The sequence below is a fragment of the Mycobacterium spongiae genome, assembly GCF_018278905.1.
In the GTDB taxonomy this organism is placed as follows: Bacteria; Actinomycetota; Actinomycetes; order Mycobacteriales; family Mycobacteriaceae; genus Mycobacterium; species Mycobacterium spongiae.
The window spans coordinates 1,291,059-1,309,388 of the sequence record NZ_CP046600.1 but is presented as its reverse complement, the minus strand read 5'-3'; the positions used below and the strand labels follow the sequence as shown (position 1 = coordinate 1,309,388).

The window sequence follows — 18,330 nt, the reverse complement described above, 5'->3', positions numbered from 1 at the left end:
CGATCCTGTGTTTCGGCTGTTCTTGGTCCACGCTAGGTCAACGCGGCGCGCACGGCGGCTATCGCGGCATCAATATCGGTACGCGCAACCGTCAGGGCGGGGCGGAATCGCACGCCGTGGTCGCCTGCCGGCAGCACAATTACGCGACGCTGCCACAACCGGTGTATCAACTCGTCGCGGGCGGCGCTGGTCGGCAGGCTGAACGCACACATGAGGCCGCGGCCCCGGGGGTCGAGAACGACGTCCGGAAAGTCGGCGGCGAGTTCATCGAGCTGTGCGCGCAGATGGCGGCCCAGCTCCGCGGCCCGCTCGAAGAGGCCGTCGGCCTCGATCACCTCCAAGATGCGACGGGCACGCACCATGTCAGTGAGATTTCCGCCCCAGGTCGAGTTGATTCGCGACGCGACGGCGAACACGTTGTCGGCGATCTCTTCGACTCGGCGGCCAGCCATCACTCCGCACACCTGTGTCTTCTTGCCGAACGCCACCGCGTCGGGTTGAGCGCCCAATTGCTGGTAGGCCCACGCGGTGCCGGTCAGCCCACAACCGGTCTGCACTTCGTCGAAGATCATGAGGGCGTCGTATTCGTCGCACAGCTCGCGCATCGCCGCGAAGAATTCGGGCCGAAAGTGGCGGTCGCCGCCTTCACCCTGAATGGGTTCGGCGAGGAAACATGCGATGTCGTGCGGGTGAGCCTCGAAGGCCGCGCGGGCCTGCCGCAGCGATTCGGCTTCCAGCGCGGCCATCGCCGGCCCGTCGAGGTCCGGCCTGCGGTACGGGGCGTCGATGCGGGGCCACGCGAACTTTGGGAACCGGTCGGTAACGGCCGGCTTGGTGTTAGTCAGTGACAGGGCGTAGCCGCTGCGCCCGTGGAAAGCGCCGCGTAAGTGCAGTACCTGGGTTCCCAGCGCCGAGTCGATGCCGCGTGCCTGGTTGTGCCGGCTCTTCCAGTCGAAGGCCACCTTGAGTGCGTTCTCCACCGCCAGGGCGCCGCCCTCGACGAAGAACAGATGCGGCAGGACGGGGTCGCCAAGGACGCGGGCAAAGGTCTCCACGAAACGGGCCATCGCCACCGAGTAGATGTCGGAGTTGCTGGGCTTGTTCAGGGCGGCCGCAGTAAGTTCGGCACGGAACTCCGGGTCGTCGGCCAGGGCCGGGTGATTCATTCCCAGTGCCGACGAGGCGACGAATGTGAACATGTCCAGGTACCGCCGGCCGCTGCGGGCGTCGACCAGATAGGAACCGCTTGATCGGGCCAGATCGAGCACCATGTCGAAACCGTCGACCAGAATGCTGTGCCCCAGCACCTCGTGAACCTGATCGGGCTCTGTTTGCCGGCTGGCCGGAGAAGTTGCTGGGGTACCGGCGGACACACGGGCGTTCGCTAGGGCAGTCATGCCACCAGAGTAGCGTGCTAATTTTCCGGATTACCCATCTATGTGCCGAAAAATTTATGGTATGTACTGCCGATCGGTGTAAAACGTGTTCAGTATGATGGTGCTTCGAGTCTGAACGTTGGCGGTTGCCCGGATCCGTCGTAGCAGGTCCTCCAGTACTCGCGCGGACTCGACGCGGACGAGCAGCACGTAGCTCTCCGCACCGGCGACCGAGTGGCACGACTCGATCTCGGCGATGTGCTCCAGACGCGCGGGCGCATCATCGGGCTGTGAAGGATCAAGAGGAGTGATGGCCACGAACGCCGACAGCATGTGCCCAACCGCCTCCGGGTTGACCCGCGCCGAATATCCGGCCACCACCCCACGCGACTCGAGCCTGCGCACCCGCGACTGGACCGCGGAGACGGATAGGCCTGCAGTCGCGGCCAGCTCCGACAGCGTCGCGCGTCCGTCGGCGACCAGCTCGCGCACCAGGATCCGGTCGATATCGTCGAGCGTGTCACCCATGGCCGGAGACTATCGCAGCGGCGGCCCGGCATGAGCGGCGTGAAACGGCAGGACTGGCTGGTGGCCTGGCAGCTGCGTGCACGCTTCGCCGCCGGACTGTCCGCCATGTACGCCACCGAGGTGCCTGCGTACAGCACGCTGGTCGCGGTAGCCGCGCAGGTGAACAAGGACTTTGCGGCGCAGCATCGAAATGCCGAGCGGTTTGGCTCGTTGGCGCGAGTCACCGCCGAGCGACACGGCGCCATCCGGGTGGGCAACGCGGCAGAACTTGCCGACGTCGCCGATCTGTTCGCCGCGTTCGGAATGCGGCCGGTCGGCTACTATGACCTGCGCTGCGCCGAGTCACCGATTCCGGTGGTGTCAACGGCGTTTCGCCCTATCGATCCGAACGAGCTGGCACGCAACCCATTTAGGATCTTCACGTCAATGCTGGCCGTCGAAGATCCACGGTACTTCGAACCCGAGCTGCGCGCCCGGGTGCAGGCTTTTCTCGGGCGCCGCCAGCTATTCGATCCCGCATTGCTGGCCCAGGCTCGAAAGATTGCGGCCGAAGGCGGCTGCTATGCCGACGACGCCAACGGTTTCATCGCGGCGGCGGTTGCCGCATTCGCGCTGTCGGCCGAACCGATCGACAAGTCCTGGTACGACGAGCTGCGCCGGGTATCGGACGTGGCCGCCGACATAGCCGGGGTCAGCTCCACCCACATCAACCACCTGACGCCGCGAGTTCTCGACATCGACGATCTGTACCGTCGGATGACCGAACGGGGCATCTCGATGATCGACAAGATCCAGGGTCCCCCTCGCGCCGACGGACCCGATGTGCTCTTGCGCCAGACCTCTTTTCGGGCACTCGCTGAGCCGCGCCGGTTCCGGTTGGCCGACGACGGTATTGCCGAAGGGACGCTGCGAGTGCGGTTCGGCGAAGTCGAGGCGCGGGGTGTAGCGCTGACCCGCAAGGGCCGAGCACGCTACGACGCCGCGATGAGCGCTGCCAATCCCGCCGACGCATGGGGTGAGCACTTCCCGGCAACCGACGAGGAGATGGCCGCCGACCAGCTGGCCTACTACCGCGGTGGCGACCCGTCGGCACCCATCGTCTACGAAGACTTCCTGCCTGCCTCCGCCGCCGGCATCTTCCGCTCCAACCTCGATCGCGACCCGGTGGCCGCCGACATGGCCGGCAGCGAGGACTACGGATACGACGTCGAGTGGCTGGCCGGAGCGATCGGCCGTCACATCCATGACCCATATGAGCTCTACGAAGCGATCTCTCAGGAGGCACCCGCATGACCCGCGCCGGTGACGCGACCACAGCCGAATTACGCACCCGGGTGCTCGGCGCCTTTGAAGCGATCGGCAACTCGAACGGATCCGGGGTCGAGCTCGGTGAGCCCGGGGGCCACGGACTGCCGGCGAGCACACCGATTACCGGGGAGACGCTGTTCACCGTCATGCCGACCACGGCCGAACAGGCTGATCACACGATCGCGAAGGCCACCGGAGCGTTCGCGACGTGGCGCACGACACCGGCGCCAGTGCGTGGAGCCCTCGTCGACCGGCTGGGCGAGCTACTCACCGCACACAAGGACGACCTGGCGACCCTGGTGACGGTCGAAGTAGGCAAGATCACCTCCGAGGCGCTGGGCGAGGTTCAGGAAATGATTGACGTCTGCCAGTTCGCGGTGGGTCTGTCACGTCAGCTGTACGGCCGCACCATCGCCTCGGAGCGCCCCGGGCATCGGCTTCTGGAAACCTGGCACCCGCTCGGGGTGGTCGGCGTCATCACCGCGTTCAACTTCCCGGTTGCGGTCTGGGCATGGAACACCGCAGTGGCACTGGTCTGCGGAGACACGGTGGTGTGGAAGCCCTCCGAGCTGACACCGCTGACGGCCCTGGCCTGCCAGGCGTTGCTGAACCGGGCCGCGGTCGACGTTGGTGCGCCACCGTCACTGAGCGGCCTGTTGCTGGGCGGTGCCGAGCTGGGTGAACAACTCGTCGACGATCCGCGCATCGCGTTGTTGTCGGCCACCGGCTCGGTGCGAATGGGCCAGCAGGTCGGTCCTCGCGTCGCCCAGCGCTTCGGTCGCACCTTGCTGGAATTGGGCGGCAACAACGCGGCCATCGTGACGCCGTCGGCGGACCTCGAGCTCGCGGTGCGGGCTATCGTCTTCGCCGCCGCGGGCACCGCCGGCCAGCGCTGCACAAGCCTACGTCGGCTGATCGTGCACCGTTCGGTGGCCGACCATGTTGTGGCTCGCGTCGTCGCCGCGTATCGGCAGCTACCCATCGGCGATCCGTCGGAGCCCGACACCTTGGTCGGCCCACTCATCCACGAGACCGCCTACCGCGACATGGTCGGAGCGCTGGAACAAGCCCGCGCGGACGGAGGCGAGGTCATCGACGGGCAGCGCCGAGCGGCCGGTCCCCACAGTGCCTACGCGGGCGCCTACTACGTCGCTCCTGCGGTAGTAAGGATGCCGTCGCAGACGGACATCGTGGCGACGGAAACGTTCGCACCGATCCTCTACGTATTGACCTACGAGGACCTCGATACCGCCATTTCTCTGAATAACGCTGTGCCACAAGGTCTTTCATCGTCGATCTTTACCACCGACTTACGCGAGGCCGAGCGGTTCCTGGCCGAGTCCGACTGCGGTATCAGCAACGTGAATATCGGCACTTCCGGCGCCGAGATCGGCGGCGCTTTCGGCGGCGAGAAGCACACGGGCGGCGGCCGCGAGTCCGGCTCGGATGCCTGGAAGTCCTATATGCGTCGCGCCACCAACACCATCAACTACTCGAGCGAGCTGCCACTGGCTCAGGGCGTGGAATTCGGATAGCCCAACTACCAGGAGTTCCTGACCTGCGTGGGTAGGATCTGTCCCATGACAACAGCCAGGCGACGGCTATCCCCAGCCGACCGCCGCGCCGAACTACTCGCCCTGGGGGCCGAAGTCTTCGGCGAACGACCCTACGATGAGGTGCGCATCGACGAAATCGCCGAGCGTGCCGGGGTGTCGCGAGCGCTGATGTATCACTACTTCCCGGACAAGAGGACGTTCTTCGCCGCGGTCGTCAAGGACGAGGCCGATCGGTTGTACGCGGCCACCCAACAGCCACCGTTGCCCGGCCTGACGATGTTGGAGGAGCTCCGGGCCGGCGTGTTGGCCTACATGGCCTACCACGAACAGCACCCCGAGGCAGCGTGGGCCGCGTATGTTGGGCTCGGCAGGTCCGACCCGGTTCTGCTCGGCATCGACGACGAAGCCAAGAACCGCCAAGCCGAACACATCATGTCCCGAATCCGCGAGTTCGTGGGTGCCATGCCGGGCAAAGCCTTAGGACCAGAGGCCGAGCGGGAGCTTTGGGTCATCATTTGCGGCTGGATCTCGTTCACATTCGAGGTGTGCCGTCAGCGGATCATGAACCCCGACAACGACGCCGACCGGCTCGCCGATGTCTGCGCGCACACGCTGTTGGACGCGATCGCCCGGGTGCCTGAGATTCAAGCCCAACTCGCCGATGCCGTGGAAGCCGCGCGGACCGAACCCCAGCGGTAGTCAACGTTCGCCGATCTGGGATTCAGCACAGCCCGCTGGGAGTGCCACGCGTGGGCCCGGCTTCCTGCGTGGGCATGACCTGCGGATATGGCACCTGATACGGGATCGATATTTTTACCGTCGATCCTCCCACCACGTTGGGAACGCACTGAGGCAGTTTTGGGAGCGAGGCCAGCAAGGGATGATCCAAATTGGGTCTCGACGGGTTGGCAGGGGCGGCGAAGTTGAACGCCGAAGTCATATCGCCGACCGTCGCGTCACGCCACGCGGTGAGGTTTGGCACCGGCACCCCAAATCGCCTCGAGATGAACTTCAACTGCGACGTGTGATCGAAGATGTCGCTGCTCTTGAGCGGCCCCCGGCTGTACGGAGAGATAATCGTGCAGGGCACTCGAAAGCCCAACCCGATTGGCCCGCGAATCCCACCGGAGCCCGGCACTGCGTTGATGTCGGGAACGGTGACGAATTCACCGGGCGTGCCCGGCGGCGCCGTGGGTGGAGTGACGTGGTCGAAGAAAGAACCGTTTTCGTCATAGCTCACGATCAGCGCGGTCTTTTCCCACACCGCCGGATTGGACAGCAAGATCCGCAGCAGGCTCACAATCGCGACGGCACCGACGGACACCGGGAACGCGGGATGCTCCGAGGCGGTAACTGCCGGAACCACCCAGGAAACCGACGGCAACCTGTTTGCCTTGACGTCGGCCACGAAGTCCCGTGGGTAGACCGGCGCGAGACCGTAACGGGCCAAATCCGACCTCGGATTTCCAGCTTGCTTGAAAGTGTTCAGCAAGCCGCTGATACTCAGCTCGGTGTCGTTGATGGGACCGAGAAGCTTGTTCTGGTACATCTTCCAACTGACCCCGCCGGCACTGAGATTCTCCGGCATGGTGGTCCACGTGAATTGGTTTAGCGGCATTACGCGGGGCGTCTCCAGCAGCGGCCCTCCATTGACGCCTTCAGGATCGATGTTGGCGCTGATCCAGTACAGCCGATTGGGTGACGTTTGACCCAGAAGCGAACAATGGTAGGCGTCGCAAATGGTGAACGCATCGGCCAGCAGGTAGTGAATGGGCAGGTCCGCGCGCGTGTAATGACCCATCGTCGCGGCGACGTTGCCCTGCAGCGGTTGGGTCGACTGCGAGGCGATCCAACCGTCGTTCGCGCCGTTGTTCCATGCCTGGTGCATAGCGATCCAGCCCTCAACGGGATCGTTAACGCACTCGCCGCCCTTCAACGGGCCCCGGGTGGTGTCAAGGCGGAATGGCGAAACGATGCCGGCGGGGTCAAGCCGCTGTGTCATCGGATTCCAACCCGGTTGCTGGTAGGACGGCGATGGGGTGTCAAACCCATTGACATCGGATAACGTGCCGTAATAGTGATCGAACGATCGGTTTTCCTGCATAAACAACACGATGTGTTCGATGTCGGTCAATTGACCGCCGCAGGGACCCGCGCCGTAGGCCTTTTCGACCACGGGAGCGGCCAGGGACATAAAGGCCCCGGCGCTGCTGGCGGCAGCGACTTTGGAAAAAAATTGTCGACGGGTCATTCCGTCGACCGGGTATTCGCTCTTCCCCAAAAAGCCTCCTGGCGCAGTTTTTATTACCGTATATCGATTTCCGCAGATCAATGCGGACCCACCGAATGGGCGTGTCGGCCTGCATTTTGTGAGAAGAAGGCTGGACCGATTCTGCCCCAACTCGGCTCGGATTTGTCGGTGCCCCTTGGCACCATGGTTGGGTGGGCACCCCGAGGGCTACCGCCGCGGATCCGTTGGATCGCTTCAGCGCAGTCACCCGCGCCTGGTTCGAAAGCACCTTCGCCGCGCCGACCACCGCGCAGGCCAGCGCGTGGGCGGCCATCGCCGAGGGCGACAACACACTGGTTATCGCGCCGACCGGTTCGGGCAAGACGCTGGCCGCATTCCTTTGGGCTCTCGACGGCCTGGCCAGATCGGCCGAACCGAACTCGGGCACCCACGTGCTGTACGTGTCGCCGCTCAAAGCGCTGGCCGTCGATATCGAGCGCAACCTACGCACCCCGCTAGCGGGGCTCACCCGGCTCGCCGAGCGCCAGGGCCTGCCGGCACCCGACATTCGCGTGGGCGTGCGCTCGGGCGATACCCCGCCAGCACTGCGGCGCCAGCTCATCGCTCGGCCACCTGACGTATTGATAACCACCCCGGAGTCGTTATTTCTGATGCTGACCTCCGCGGCGCGCGAGACCTTGGCTACCGTGCGGACAGTCATCGTCGATGAGATTCACGCGATCGCGGCCACCAAACGCGGCGCACACCTGGCGCTGTCGCTGGAGCGGCTCGATGACCTCAACCAGGACCAGTCTCAACGGCGGCCCGCCCAGCGCATCGGGCTGTCGGCAACGGTGCGTCCGCCCGAGGAGCTGGCGCGGTTCTTGTCGGGCCAAGCCCCGACGACCATCGTGGCTCCCCCCTCGTCCAAGACCGTCGAGCTGACCGTGCAGGTGCCGGTGCCCGACATGGCCAACTTGGCCAACAACACCATCTGGCCCGATGTCGAGGCGCGGCTTGCCGACCTGATCGAATCGCACAATTCGACCATCGTGTTCGCCAATTCCCGGCGGCTGGCCGAGCGGCTGACCTCCCGGCTCAACGAAATCCATGCGGAACGTTGCGGAATCGAGCCCACTGGCGAGCCCAACGGGCAGGTGGCCGGCGGAGCGCCGGCGCACATCATCGGCTCCATCCAGGACAGCCAGGCTCTCGGCGCGCCGCCCGTGCTGGCGCGTGCCCACCACGGCTCGGTCAGCAAAGAGCAGCGCGCCCTGGTCGAAGAGGACCTCAAACGCGGCCAGCTCAAGGCGGTCGTCGCGACGTCCAGCCTCGAGCTCGGCATCGATATGGGCGCCGTCGATCTCGTGATCCAGGTGGAGGCACCGCCATCGGTGGCCAGCGGCCTGCAGCGCATCGGCCGGGCCGGACACCAGGTCGGGGAGATCTCGCGTGGGGTGCTGTTCCCCAAGCACCGCACCGACCTTCTCGGTTGTGCGGTGAGTGTGCAACGGATGCTCTCGGGCCAGATCGAAACCATGCAGGTCCCCGCGAACCCGCTCGATATCCTCGCGCAACACACGGTGGCCGCGGCCGCGCTGGAACCGCTGGACGCCGATCGGTGGTTCGACACCGTGCGCCGCAGCGCCCCGTTCGCCACACTGCCGCGCAGCGCATTCGAAGCCACCCTCGATCTGCTGTCCGGCAAATACCCGTCCACCGAATTCGCCGAGCTGCGGCCGCGGCTGGTTTACGACCGCGACGGTGACCTCGGGGGAACGCTCACCGCGCGACCGGGTGCGCAGCGGCTTGCCGTCACTTCCGGCGGTGCCATCCCCGACCGGGGACTGTTCACAGTCTATCTGGCTTCCACCGCTAACGACTCCGAAAAACCTTCGCGGGTAGGCGAACTCGACGAAGAGATGGTCTATGAGTCCCGCCCGGGCGACGTGATCTCGCTGGGTGCCACGAGCTGGCGGATTACCGAGATCACCCACGACCGGGTGCTGGTGATCCCCGCGCCAGGGCAGCCAGCACGGTTGCCGTTCTGGCGCGGCGACGATGTCGGCCGGCCCGCCGAACTCGGTGCCGCCCTCGGCGCCTTTACCGGTGAGCTGGCCCGTTTGGACCGCGGGAGATTCGGCAAGCGTTGCGCGGATTTGGGTTTCGACGACAACGCGACCGCCAACCTGTGGGAGCTGCTGGCTGAACAACGGACCGCCACCCGGGTGGTACCCACTGACACCAGCTTGCTCGTAGAACGGTTCCGCGACGAGCTCGGCGATTGGCGGGTGATCTTGCACTCGCCGTACGGGCTTCGGGTGCACGGACCACTGGCACTGGCGGTCAGCAGGCGGCTGCGCGAGCGCTACGACATCGACGAGAAACCGACCGCCTCCGACGACGGGATCGTGGTGCGCTTGCCCGACTCCGGGCAGCCCCCGCCTGGCGCGGAGTTGTTCATCTTCGAGGCCGACGAGATCGATCCGATCGTCACCGCGGAAGTGGGCGGCTCGGCGTTGTTCGCCTCGCGGTTCCGTGAATCGGCGGCGCGCGCCTTGCTGCTGCCACGCCGACACCCTGGCCGCCGCTCGCCGCTGTGGCACCAGCGCCAGCGCGCCGCCCAATTGCTCGACGTGGCCCGCAAGTACCCCGACTTCCCCATCGTGCTGGAGACTGTCCGCGAGTGCCTCCAGGACGTCTACGATGTCCCCACGCTGGTGGCGCTGATGACCGACATCGCCCAGCGCCGGGTGCGGGTCACCGAAGCCGAGACCGCGACACCCTCACCGTTCGCGGCGTCACTGTTGTTCGGCTACGTGGGTGCGTTCATCTACGAAGGTGATATCCCGCTGGCCGAACGCCGCGCCGCCGCGCTCTCGCTCGACAGCACGCTGCTGGCCGAGCTGCTTGGCCGTGTGGAGCTGCGCGAACTGCTCGATCCCGAGGTGATCGCGACAACCGGCCGCCAGTTGCAGCATCTGTCGGCTGATCGGCTCGCTCCCGATGCCGAAGGAGTTGCCGACCTATTGCGACTGCTGGGTCCCCTCACCGAGGATGAGGTCGCCGCTCGGACAGCGGTGTCCGATGGCGGCGACGTCACGGGGTGGTTGGAGGGACTGCGTGCCGCCAGACGGGCACTGACCGTGTCCTTCGCCGATCACATCTGGTGGGTGGCCGTCGAAGATATCGGCCGCCTCCGCGACGGAGTCGGGAGCGCGGTGCCGGTCGGCGTCCCGACCAGCTTCACGGAGGCGGTGGCCGATCCACTGGGCGAGCTGCTGGGCCGCTACGCGCGCACCCGTACCCCGTTCACTACCGCCGAGGCCGCCGGCCGGTTCGGTCTGGGCCTACGGGTCACCGCGGACGTGCTCGGGCGCTTGGCCAACGACGGCCGACTGGTGCGCGGCGACTTTGTCGCCGTGCCCGAGACACCGAGCGCCGCCGGCGGTGAACAGTGGTGCGATGCGGAGGTATTGCGCATTCTGCGCCGCCGCTCGCTGGCCGCGCTCCGGGCGCAGGTTGAACCGGTCAGCACCGCGGCCTACGGCCGATTCCTGCCGGCCTGGCACGGGGTCGCCGCCGCCACCTCGTCAGCGCATACTGCCAACACGGGCAACACAGGCATCGATGGCCTGGCCGCCGCCATCGAACAGCTCGCGGGCGTCCGGATGCCAGCCTCGGCTATTGAGCCGCTGGTGCTCGCCCCACGGGTCCGCGACTACTCTCCGGCGATGCTGGACGAGCTGCTCGCGAGCGGAGAGGTCACGTGGTCGGGCGCCGGATCGATCTCGGGCAGCGATGGTTGGATCGCGCTGCACCCCGCCGATGCGGCGCCGGTGACCTTGACCGCTCCGGCGGAGATCGAGTTCACCGATGTCCACCGGACGATCGTGGACACGCTGGCCGGCGGCGGCGCGTACTTCTTCCGTCAGCTGACACAGCACGACGTCGCCGAGGCGGAGCTCAAAGCAGCTCTGTGGGAACTGATCTGGGCCGGCTTGATCACCGGCGACACGTTTGCACCAGTGCGCGCGCTACTGGGCGGCACAGGTTCTCGTACCCGCTCCGCCCCGGCGCACCGGGGACCCCGCCGCCCGCGGTTGAGCCGGTACAGCGTCGCACACGCACAGACCCGCAGGACTGACCCGATGGTGGCCGGTCGCTGGTCGGCGTTGCCACTCGCCGAGCCCGATTCCACGCTGCGGGCACATCACCACGCCGAGGTGCTGTTGAATCGCCACGGTGTGCTGACCAAAGGCGCGGTGGCCGCCGAGGGCGTCCCGGGCGGGTTCGCCACGCTCTACAAGGTGCTGGGCGCGTTCGAGGAAGCCGGCAGGTGCCAGCGCGGCTACTTCGTCGAATCGCTGGGAGGCGCCCAGTTCGCCGTCGCGTCGACCGTCGACCGGCTCCGCAGCTATCTCGACGGCCCGGGTTCGTTCAAGGACCCGGAACGGCCCGAGTACCAGGCGGTTACTCTCGCAGCCGCCGACCCGGCCAACCCGTACGGTGCGGCGCTGCCCTGGCCGGCGTCGCGTGGTGGCGGCACCGCCCGACCCGGTCGCAAAGCCGGAGCACTCGTCGTCCTGGTGGATGGCGAGCTGGCCTGGTTTCTCGAGCGAGGAGGGCGTTCCTTGCTGACATTCACCGAAGACCCTGGCGCGGGGCACGCGGCTGCCATCGGGCTGGCTGACCTCGTCGCCGCTCGCCGCGTCGCGTCAATCGTCGTCGAGCGGATAGATGGGACGCCGGTGCTTGCGCCCGACACGACAGCCTCGGTGACCGACACGGCGGCGAGCCTCATTCAAGCCGGCTTCGTCCGCACGCCCCGCGGGTTGCGGCTGCGGTAAGCGATGCCCGAGGGAGATACCATCTGGCGCACCGCGACAACGCTGCGCCAGCATCTGGCCGGTCGTGTGGTGACGCGGTGCGATATCCGGGTGCCACGCTTGGCGACCGTCGACCTGACCGGTCAGGTGGTGGACGAGGTACTCAGCCGAGGCAAGCATCTGTTCATCAGAATCGGGGCGGCCAGCATCCACTCCCATTTGAAGATGGACGGCAGCTGGCGAGTCGGAGATCGGCCCGTGCGGGTGGATCACCGCTCGCGAATCATTCTGGAATGCGGCACCATCCGAGCAGTCGGCGTCGATCTGGGTGTGCTGGAGCTTCTCGATCGGGAGAGAGACTTCTCCGTTGTCTCGCATCTGGGACCCGATTTGTTGGGCGACGACTGGGATGCGCAGCGTGCCGCCGACAACCTGGTCGCCGATCCGGGCCGGCCCGTCGCCGAGGTGCTACTCGACCAGCGGGTGATGGCCGGGATCGGCAACGTCTATTGCAACGAATTGTGTTTCCTCAGTGGACATCTGCCGACCGCACCGGTCGGCGCTGTCGGTGACCCGCTGCGCTTGGTCACTCGGGCTCGCGACATGTTGTGGGCTAACCGCGTGCGTTGGCACCGCTGCACTACCGGCGACACCCGCGCAGGTCGGCGCCTGTGGGTCTACGGACGAGCCGGCCAAGGCTGCCGCCGCTGCGGAACCGCCATCGACTATGACGGGACCGGCGAGCGGGTGCGGTTCTGGTGTCGGGCGTGCCAGCGTTGAACAGTCAACCGGCTGACGGCGGCCGGGGCATGATCGTGCCTTTGAGTTCCAGGCCCACTTCGAGGTCTTCGTACTTGGGCTGCTTCCTCTTGCGCCAACCGCTGCCTGCGGCGATCGGTGGCGGCATGAGCGGTGGAAGCATGGGGAACCCTTGTGCGCCAGCCGGAAGCGGCGACGCGGCCGAAGCGAGCTGCACCGGTGTTTGCGTGGCAGGTAACAACCCCACCACGGCAGGGGGCGCGCTGATTTTGCCCATCGGAACCGCGACGCCTGCAGCGGCCGTCGGCGTCCCTGCCGCACTCAAGGCTCTGCTTGCGCTGGCCAAACCCGCCGCTGATTCTTCCAGGGCGGCTTCGCCTTCCGAGAGGCCGGCAGCAATGTCGGGGGCCACGGACCGCAGCGCCTGAGCCGACGTGTTCTGTGCGAGGAATTCGAGGAGGTTGACGGGCCATCCGGACGATATCCACTGGTTTAGGTAGGTGTTGCCCAGCCCAAACCAGCCTGCGTTGGGGTCGAAGGTAACGCCTACCGCCTGCAGTATCGAATCCACCGGAGAGGTAGCTGCCGCGGGAGCCGCGGACGCGGAAGACACCGCACTGGCTTGCGCAGCGGCCCCCGTCGGATTGACAATCGAAGGCGGTGAGAAGAATTCGGGCAACGCGAGTGCTTGTGCCGTGTTTGCTTGATAGCGATACAACGCTGCCGAATTGTCCACCCACATGCGGTCGTACTGTGCTTCGGTATCGGCGATAGCCGCAAGGTTTCCACCCAATCGGTTTGTCGCCACCAACCGCGCGAGCTGGACCCTGTTGGCGGTGACCTCCGAGGGATGAACCACCGCCGACACCGTGGAGCCGAACGCCCCGACCGCTAGCTGCGCCGAGGAGGCCAACTGCTGGCACTGTTGCGCAGTCGTGCGCAGCCAGGTGAGGTAGGGCGCAACCGCGTCGATCATCACCGTCGACGAGCGACCGTTCCAGGCCTCTGCCGCCGAGGACAACACGGGGACATAGATGCGGATCGTGTCCTCCAAATCGGTGCCCAGCCGTTGCCAGGCAACGGAGGCTTCTATCAGCGATTGCGCCCCAGGACCAGAGTGAATGAGCGCCGAGGTGATCTCAGGCGGCAACGAAATGAAGTCCATGACACTGACCAAACCTACGCGAGGAAACCTCTCGGAACAAAGAGTTGACTAATGCGAAAATACCGCTGGAACATTGGGTGTCATCGGCTTGTATGCGGCCCGGGGCTGCCGGTACCGCATCCAACCACAGGTCAGGATATGGCATCGATCGAGGCCAACAATCTCGGCATGAATGCGTCTGGAACGGGGACATATCCGTTGTGTGCCAGATCTTTCTGGCTCACGTCGACAGCGCTTTGCAACAACGCCTTTACGGCCGTGCCGACCTGAGCATCGCGATACTTCGAACACACGATCTGGTACGACACCAACACGATCGGGTAGGAACCCGGCTGATTCGGCCGAAAGAACGAGATCGTGTCGAAGGCAAGATCGTTACCCTCACCGATGAACCAGGCGGCCGAAATCGTCTTCCCCACCGACTCGGTGCTGATCGGTACCGGCCGCGGACCGGCCGAGGTGAAGACACTGGCCATGCTCAAGTGCTCTTCAAGGGCGTACGACCATTCGACATAGCTAATCGCCCCTTCGGTGCGATGAACGAGGGCGGCCGCCTCTTCGTTGCTCTCGACGCCCTCGCCGACACCGCCGTTAAATTCCTTACCGGCGCCCCTACCCCAGGCACCGTTGGAAGCGCTATCGAGATATCTCTGAAAATTCTCCGTGGTGCCAGAACGATCCCTGCGATAAACCACCCGAATCGGCTCAATGGGCAAGCTGGCACCTGGGTTCAGCGCGTGGATCGCCGGGTCGTGCCAGCTCGTGATGGTGCCGTTGAAAATCCTCGCCGCGGTCGGAGCGTCCAGGTTCAACGTGGTCAGACCCGGGACATTGAAGGCGATGGCGACGGGCCCGAAGACCATCGGCAGGTTCCACACGGGTGAGCCACATCGCTGCTCGGCCTTGGCGTGCTCGTCTTGGCTCAGCGGCGAGTCCGAGCCCCCGAAATCCGTTTTGTCGTCAATAAATTCGCTGATTCCTTCCGCGGAACTGTTAGCCGTGTACGTCAATGACTGCCCCGGGCAGGCTTGTTCGAAGGCCCGAGCAAAAAGGGTCATGGCATTTTCCTGGGCGGTGGAACCGCTGGCCTTCACAGACGGCTTGCCGCCGCAGCTCACCACCACCGGCACAGTGTCCGATGTCGGACTTTGGCTAGCGGCGTTGTCGTCACGACCGCACGCCGACAGCGTGACCGCGCCAGCGACTAGTACGCTCAGCGCCGCGCCAAATCGATTCGATTTCAATTCAATTCCTCGAGCGGTACAGACGAACAATCGCCGCCGACGCAGTCATGCGGCATCCTAGCAAGTAGTCCCGTTGTGGCGGGAAGCTACGCTCGCCACTGGCAGCAGCGACGTGCACGAATTCAGTTACCGTTTTCGGTCGGTACACGGTCTCGAAAGACTTCCGACATCGTGGCGCCCATATGGCTCATTAAACCTTGTCGTCGTAGTCGCCGGGCCAGGCTCGTCGGCGCCGAGGGCTTCGCCCTTCCCATCATGGCGTGCGATGATCGCAATGTCAGCGACTTGGCTTGCCGCCAGCGCTCGTCAGCGGGGAGGTTTCAGCAATGGCCACCAGCCAAGCGCGCTCGCCCGGGTCGGTGCGATCACTGTCAGTCGGCCTGTCCTTGACCATCGTCGTGCTTGGCCTCTCGGCAATGGGGACCCCATCTGCGCGCGCCGACCGGGTCGATGACGCGTTCCTGAATGCCGTGCAGTCCAAGGGCATCAACTTCGCGTCCCCGCAGACGGCGATACTTGCCGGTCATCAGGTCTGCGACGAACTCGACACCGGAAGGCCCAAGTCCGAAATCGCCACTGACGTGTCCGGCAGCAGCAATCTGGACGGCTATCGCGCGGGGTACTTCGTCGGTGTGAGCATCGCCGCGTACTGCCCGCGACATCACGTTCACGAGTAGCTGAGTCACAGTTCCCGGCGGCTCACGAACCTACGGGGTGTCCCGGTGATGGGGTCATCGAACTCGATGCACTGGGCGAGCAATTGCAGCGGCACGCTGAAGTCATCGGCGGCCACATCGACAACGTCGGGATACAACGGATCTCCCAGAATCGGTATCCCCAGCGATGCCATGTGCACCCGCAGCTGGTGGGTGCGTCCGGTCCGCGGCGTGAGCCGGTAGCGCCCCTCCGGCGATGCCAACTCCACCCTTGTCTCCGCGTTGGGCACACCGGGCTCGCAGACCGCCTGCAGGTGGCCGCGGCGCTTGACAATCCGGCTGCGGACAACGCGCGGAAGCACCAGGGCCGGATCGACCTCAGCCCGCGCCAGGTAGGTCTTGCTCACCATGCCTCGGGCAAACAGCGTTTGATACGTCCCACGGACCTCGCGGCGGGCAGTGAATAGCAAGACTCCGGCGGTCAACCGATCCAGCCGGTGGGCCGGGCTCAGTTCGGGTAGGCGCAGCGCGCAACGCAACCGCACCAGCGCTGTTTGGGCGACATGCCGGCCCCGGGGCATGGTCGCCAAGAAGTGCGGCTTGTCGACGACAACAATGTCGTCGTCGCGATGCAACACCGGGATCTCAAAGGGTACGGGAACCTCGTGCGGCAGCTCGCGATACAGGTACACGAAGGACCCGGGCGGCAGGACGGTACCGGTATCGATCGTCGCGCCGTCGCCGTCGACAACCTCTCCGGCGAGCACCTTGGCGCGCGCCGGCGCGCCAAACCGGGCGGTCAGCTCGGCGAGCACCGGTCCACCATCCAGCCGCACCCGAGCTGGCCCCAATCCGTCGCGGACGGGAAGTGGTGCAGCCTTCAATTCAGGGGAACCGGCTCGAGGATCTCGGCACGCGCCTCGGGTGCACTGGCACGCAACATATCGGCCGAGACGTCGTCGGGCTGCGCCTGTGACAGCACTTCGGCCTCCACTCGGGCGGTGTAATTCGCAACCTCGCGTTCGATGTCATCGTCGGTCCAGCCCAGCGCGGGAGCGATCACATCAGCCACCTCCCGGGCGCATTCGACACCGCGATGCGGATACTCGATGGAGACCCGCATCCGGCGAGCCAGGATATCCTCGAGATGCAGGGCACCCTCGGCCGTGACGGCATAGAGAGCTTCCACTTTCAAGTAGCCTGGCGCCTCTGTGATGGGGCTGAGGAGTTCGGCGTCGCCGGCCGCCAACGCCAGCACATCGAAGATCAACGAGCCATAGCGGTCCAGCAGATGACGGACGCGATATGGGGGCAGACCCTGCATCTCACCCACGTGCTCGGCCTGATTGATCAGCGCGAAGTAGCCGTCGGCGCCCAGCAGCCGCACCTTCTGGGTGATCGACGGTGCCACCCGGGCCGGAATGAACTGGACCGCGGCATCGATTGCGTCGGCCGCCATCACCCGGTAGGTGGTGTACTTGCCGCCGGCGATGGCAATGAGGCCGGCCGCGGGCACCGCCACCGCGTGTTCCCGGGAAAGCTTGGAGGTTTCGTCGCTTTCCCCGGCGAGCAGTGGGCGCAGCCCCGCGTAGACTCCGTCGATGTCCGAATGGGTCAACGGTGTCGCCAAGACGGTGTTGACGGTCTCGAGGATGTAGTCGATGTCCGCTTTGGTTGCCGCAGGGTGAGCGAGGTCGAGATTCCAGTCGGTGTCTGTGGTCCCGATGATCCAGTGACTCCCCCAGGGGATGATGAACATCACCGACTTCTCGGTGCGCAGGATCATCGCGACGTCGCTGACAATCCGGTCGCGGGGCACCACCACGTGAACACCCTTCGACGCGCGCACCTGGAACCGCCCACGCTGCTTGGACAATGCCTGGATCTCGTCGGTCCAGACCCCAGTCGCGTTGACCACGACATGGCCACGAACCTCGGTGATCGAGCCGTCCTCGGAGTCGCGCACGCGCACGCCGATCACTCGGTCCCCGTCGCGGAGCAGCGCGACCACCTGGGTAGAGCACCGCAGGACCGCACCGTAGTGCGCCGCGGTCCGCGCGACCGTCATCGTGTGCCGGGCGTCGTCCACCACGGTGTCGTAGTAGCGGATGCCGCCAATCAGCGAGCTCCGCTTGAGGCCCGGGCTCAACCGCAGCGCACCCGCACGCGTCAAATGCTTCTGCGCCGGAACTGATTTCGCGCCGCCCAGGCGGTCATACAGGAATATTCCCGCGGCCATATACGGGCGTTCCCACCAGCGCTTGGTCAGCGGGAACAAGAAGGGCAACGGCTTGACCAGATGGGGCGCCAAGGTTGTCAGTGACAACTCGCGCTCGTAGAGCGCTTCGCGTACCAGCCCGAACTCCAGTTGTTCGAGGTAGCGCAGCCCACCATGGAACATCTTCGACGACCGGCTCGACGTGCCGGATGCCAAGTCCCGCGCTTCGACCAGCGCCACCTTGAGCCCGCGGGTGGCAGCATCGAGCGCACACCCCGCGCCCACCACGCCGCCGCCGATAACCACCACGTCGAACTGTTCAGCTCCGAGTCGCTCCCAGGCCGCGGCCCGTTGCGCAGGCCCTAGCGCTGAAGCCGGCCCGGTGTCCTGACTCTCTGAGGGATGGATCGGGTTGCTCACGACAGTGGGCACTCCTGTCAGCTAGTCGTCGGTCAGTGGTG

The 18,330-nt window shown here is 65.6% G+C and carries 13 protein-coding genes; 6 read left to right on the top strand and 7 right to left on the bottom strand.

Translation table 11 applies throughout. From position 1 onward, the window contains the following. Nucleotides 1–32: 32 nt before the first annotated feature. Nucleotides 33–1,397, bottom strand: a complete 1,365-nt coding sequence (lat, locus tag F6B93_RS05335) for an L-lysine 6-transaminase (RefSeq protein WP_211698163.1) — start codon at nt 1,395–1,397, stop codon at nt 33–35. 54 nt (nt 1,398–1,451) lie between these two features. Then, nucleotides 1,452–1,904: an Lrp/AsnC family transcriptional regulator gene (locus F6B93_RS05330; RefSeq protein ID WP_211698162.1), complete on the bottom strand. Its 453-nt coding sequence runs from the start codon at nt 1,902–1,904 to the stop codon at nt 1,452–1,454. Nucleotides 1,905–1,943: 39 nt separating this feature from the next. On the opposite strand from F6B93_RS05330, the gene hglS reads away from it, so the two are divergent. Genes hglS through F6B93_RS05315 form a run of 3 tightly spaced genes read left to right on the top strand, consistent with a single transcriptional unit; the run spans nt 1,944 to nt 5,467 of the window. Further along, nucleotides 1,944–3,197 carry a 2-oxoadipate dioxygenase/decarboxylase gene (hglS, locus tag F6B93_RS05325; RefSeq protein ID WP_425518529.1) on the top strand — a complete coding sequence of 418 codons (1,254 nt, stop codon included), beginning with the start codon at nt 1,944–1,946 and terminating at the stop codon, nt 3,195–3,197. Next, nucleotides 3,194–4,747, top strand: coding sequence for an L-piperidine-6-carboxylate dehydrogenase (gene amaB / locus F6B93_RS05320; RefSeq protein WP_211698160.1), 1,554 nt, complete (start codon nt 3,194–3,196; stop codon nt 4,745–4,747). The genes hglS and amaB overlap by 4 nt, the downstream gene beginning before the upstream one ends. Before the next feature lie 45 nt (nt 4,748–4,792). Continuing rightward, nucleotides 4,793–5,467, top strand: a complete 675-nt coding sequence (locus F6B93_RS05315; RefSeq protein WP_211698159.1) for a TetR/AcrR family transcriptional regulator — start codon at nt 4,793–4,795, stop codon at nt 5,465–5,467. A 22-nt stretch (nt 5,468–5,489) separates the two neighbouring features. On the opposite strand, the gene F6B93_RS05310 is transcribed toward F6B93_RS05315, so the two are convergent. Beyond that, on the bottom strand, nt 5,490–7,019 hold the full coding sequence (locus F6B93_RS05310; RefSeq protein ID WP_211699286.1) for a phospholipase C: 1,530 nt from the start codon (nt 7,017–7,019) through the stop codon (nt 5,490–5,492). A 224-nt stretch (nt 7,020–7,243) separates the two neighbouring features. Between F6B93_RS05310 and F6B93_RS05305 the strand changes: the two genes are divergently transcribed. Both F6B93_RS05305 and nei2 read left to right on the top strand, forming a co-directional pair. Continuing rightward, nucleotides 7,244–11,848: an ATP-dependent helicase gene (locus F6B93_RS05305; RefSeq protein WP_211699285.1), complete on the top strand. Its 4,605-nt coding sequence runs from the start codon at nt 7,244–7,246 to the stop codon at nt 11,846–11,848. Nucleotides 11,849–11,851: 3 nt separating this feature from the next. Further along, entirely contained in the window at nt 11,852–12,607 is a 756-nt protein-coding gene (gene nei2 / locus F6B93_RS05300) for an endonuclease VIII Nei2 (protein WP_211698158.1), read from the top strand. A gap of 4 nt (nt 12,608–12,611) precedes the next feature. Here nei2 and F6B93_RS05295 read toward each other — a convergent pair whose 3' ends face one another. After that, nucleotides 12,612–13,751 (bottom strand): PPE family protein, encoded by a 1,140-nt coding sequence (locus F6B93_RS05295; RefSeq protein ID WP_211698157.1) that lies wholly within the window; start codon nt 13,749–13,751, stop codon nt 12,612–12,614. Nucleotides 13,752–13,882: 131 nt separating this feature from the next. Continuing rightward, nucleotides 13,883–14,995: a phosphate ABC transporter substrate-binding protein PstS gene (pstS, locus tag F6B93_RS05290; RefSeq protein ID WP_211698156.1), complete on the bottom strand. Its 1,113-nt coding sequence runs from the start codon at nt 14,993–14,995 to the stop codon at nt 13,883–13,885. A 326-nt stretch (nt 14,996–15,321) separates the two neighbouring features. Between pstS and F6B93_RS05285 the strand changes: the two genes are divergently transcribed. Then, nucleotides 15,322–15,672: a DUF732 domain-containing protein gene (locus F6B93_RS05285; protein WP_211698155.1), complete on the top strand. Its 351-nt coding sequence runs from the start codon at nt 15,322–15,324 to the stop codon at nt 15,670–15,672. Between the two features lie 5 nt (nt 15,673–15,677). Here F6B93_RS05285 and F6B93_RS05280 read toward each other — a convergent pair whose 3' ends face one another. Both F6B93_RS05280 and F6B93_RS05275 read right to left on the bottom strand, forming a co-directional pair. After that, entirely contained in the window at nt 15,678–16,535 is an 858-nt protein-coding gene (locus tag F6B93_RS05280) for a pseudouridine synthase (RefSeq protein ID WP_211698154.1), read from the bottom strand. After that, nucleotides 16,532–18,289 carry a glycerol-3-phosphate dehydrogenase/oxidase gene (locus tag F6B93_RS05275; RefSeq protein WP_211698153.1) on the bottom strand — a complete coding sequence of 586 codons (1,758 nt, stop codon included), beginning with the start codon at nt 18,287–18,289 and terminating at the stop codon, nt 16,532–16,534. The genes F6B93_RS05280 and F6B93_RS05275 overlap by 4 nt, the downstream gene beginning before the upstream one ends. Nucleotides 18,290–18,330 lie beyond the last annotated feature (41 nt).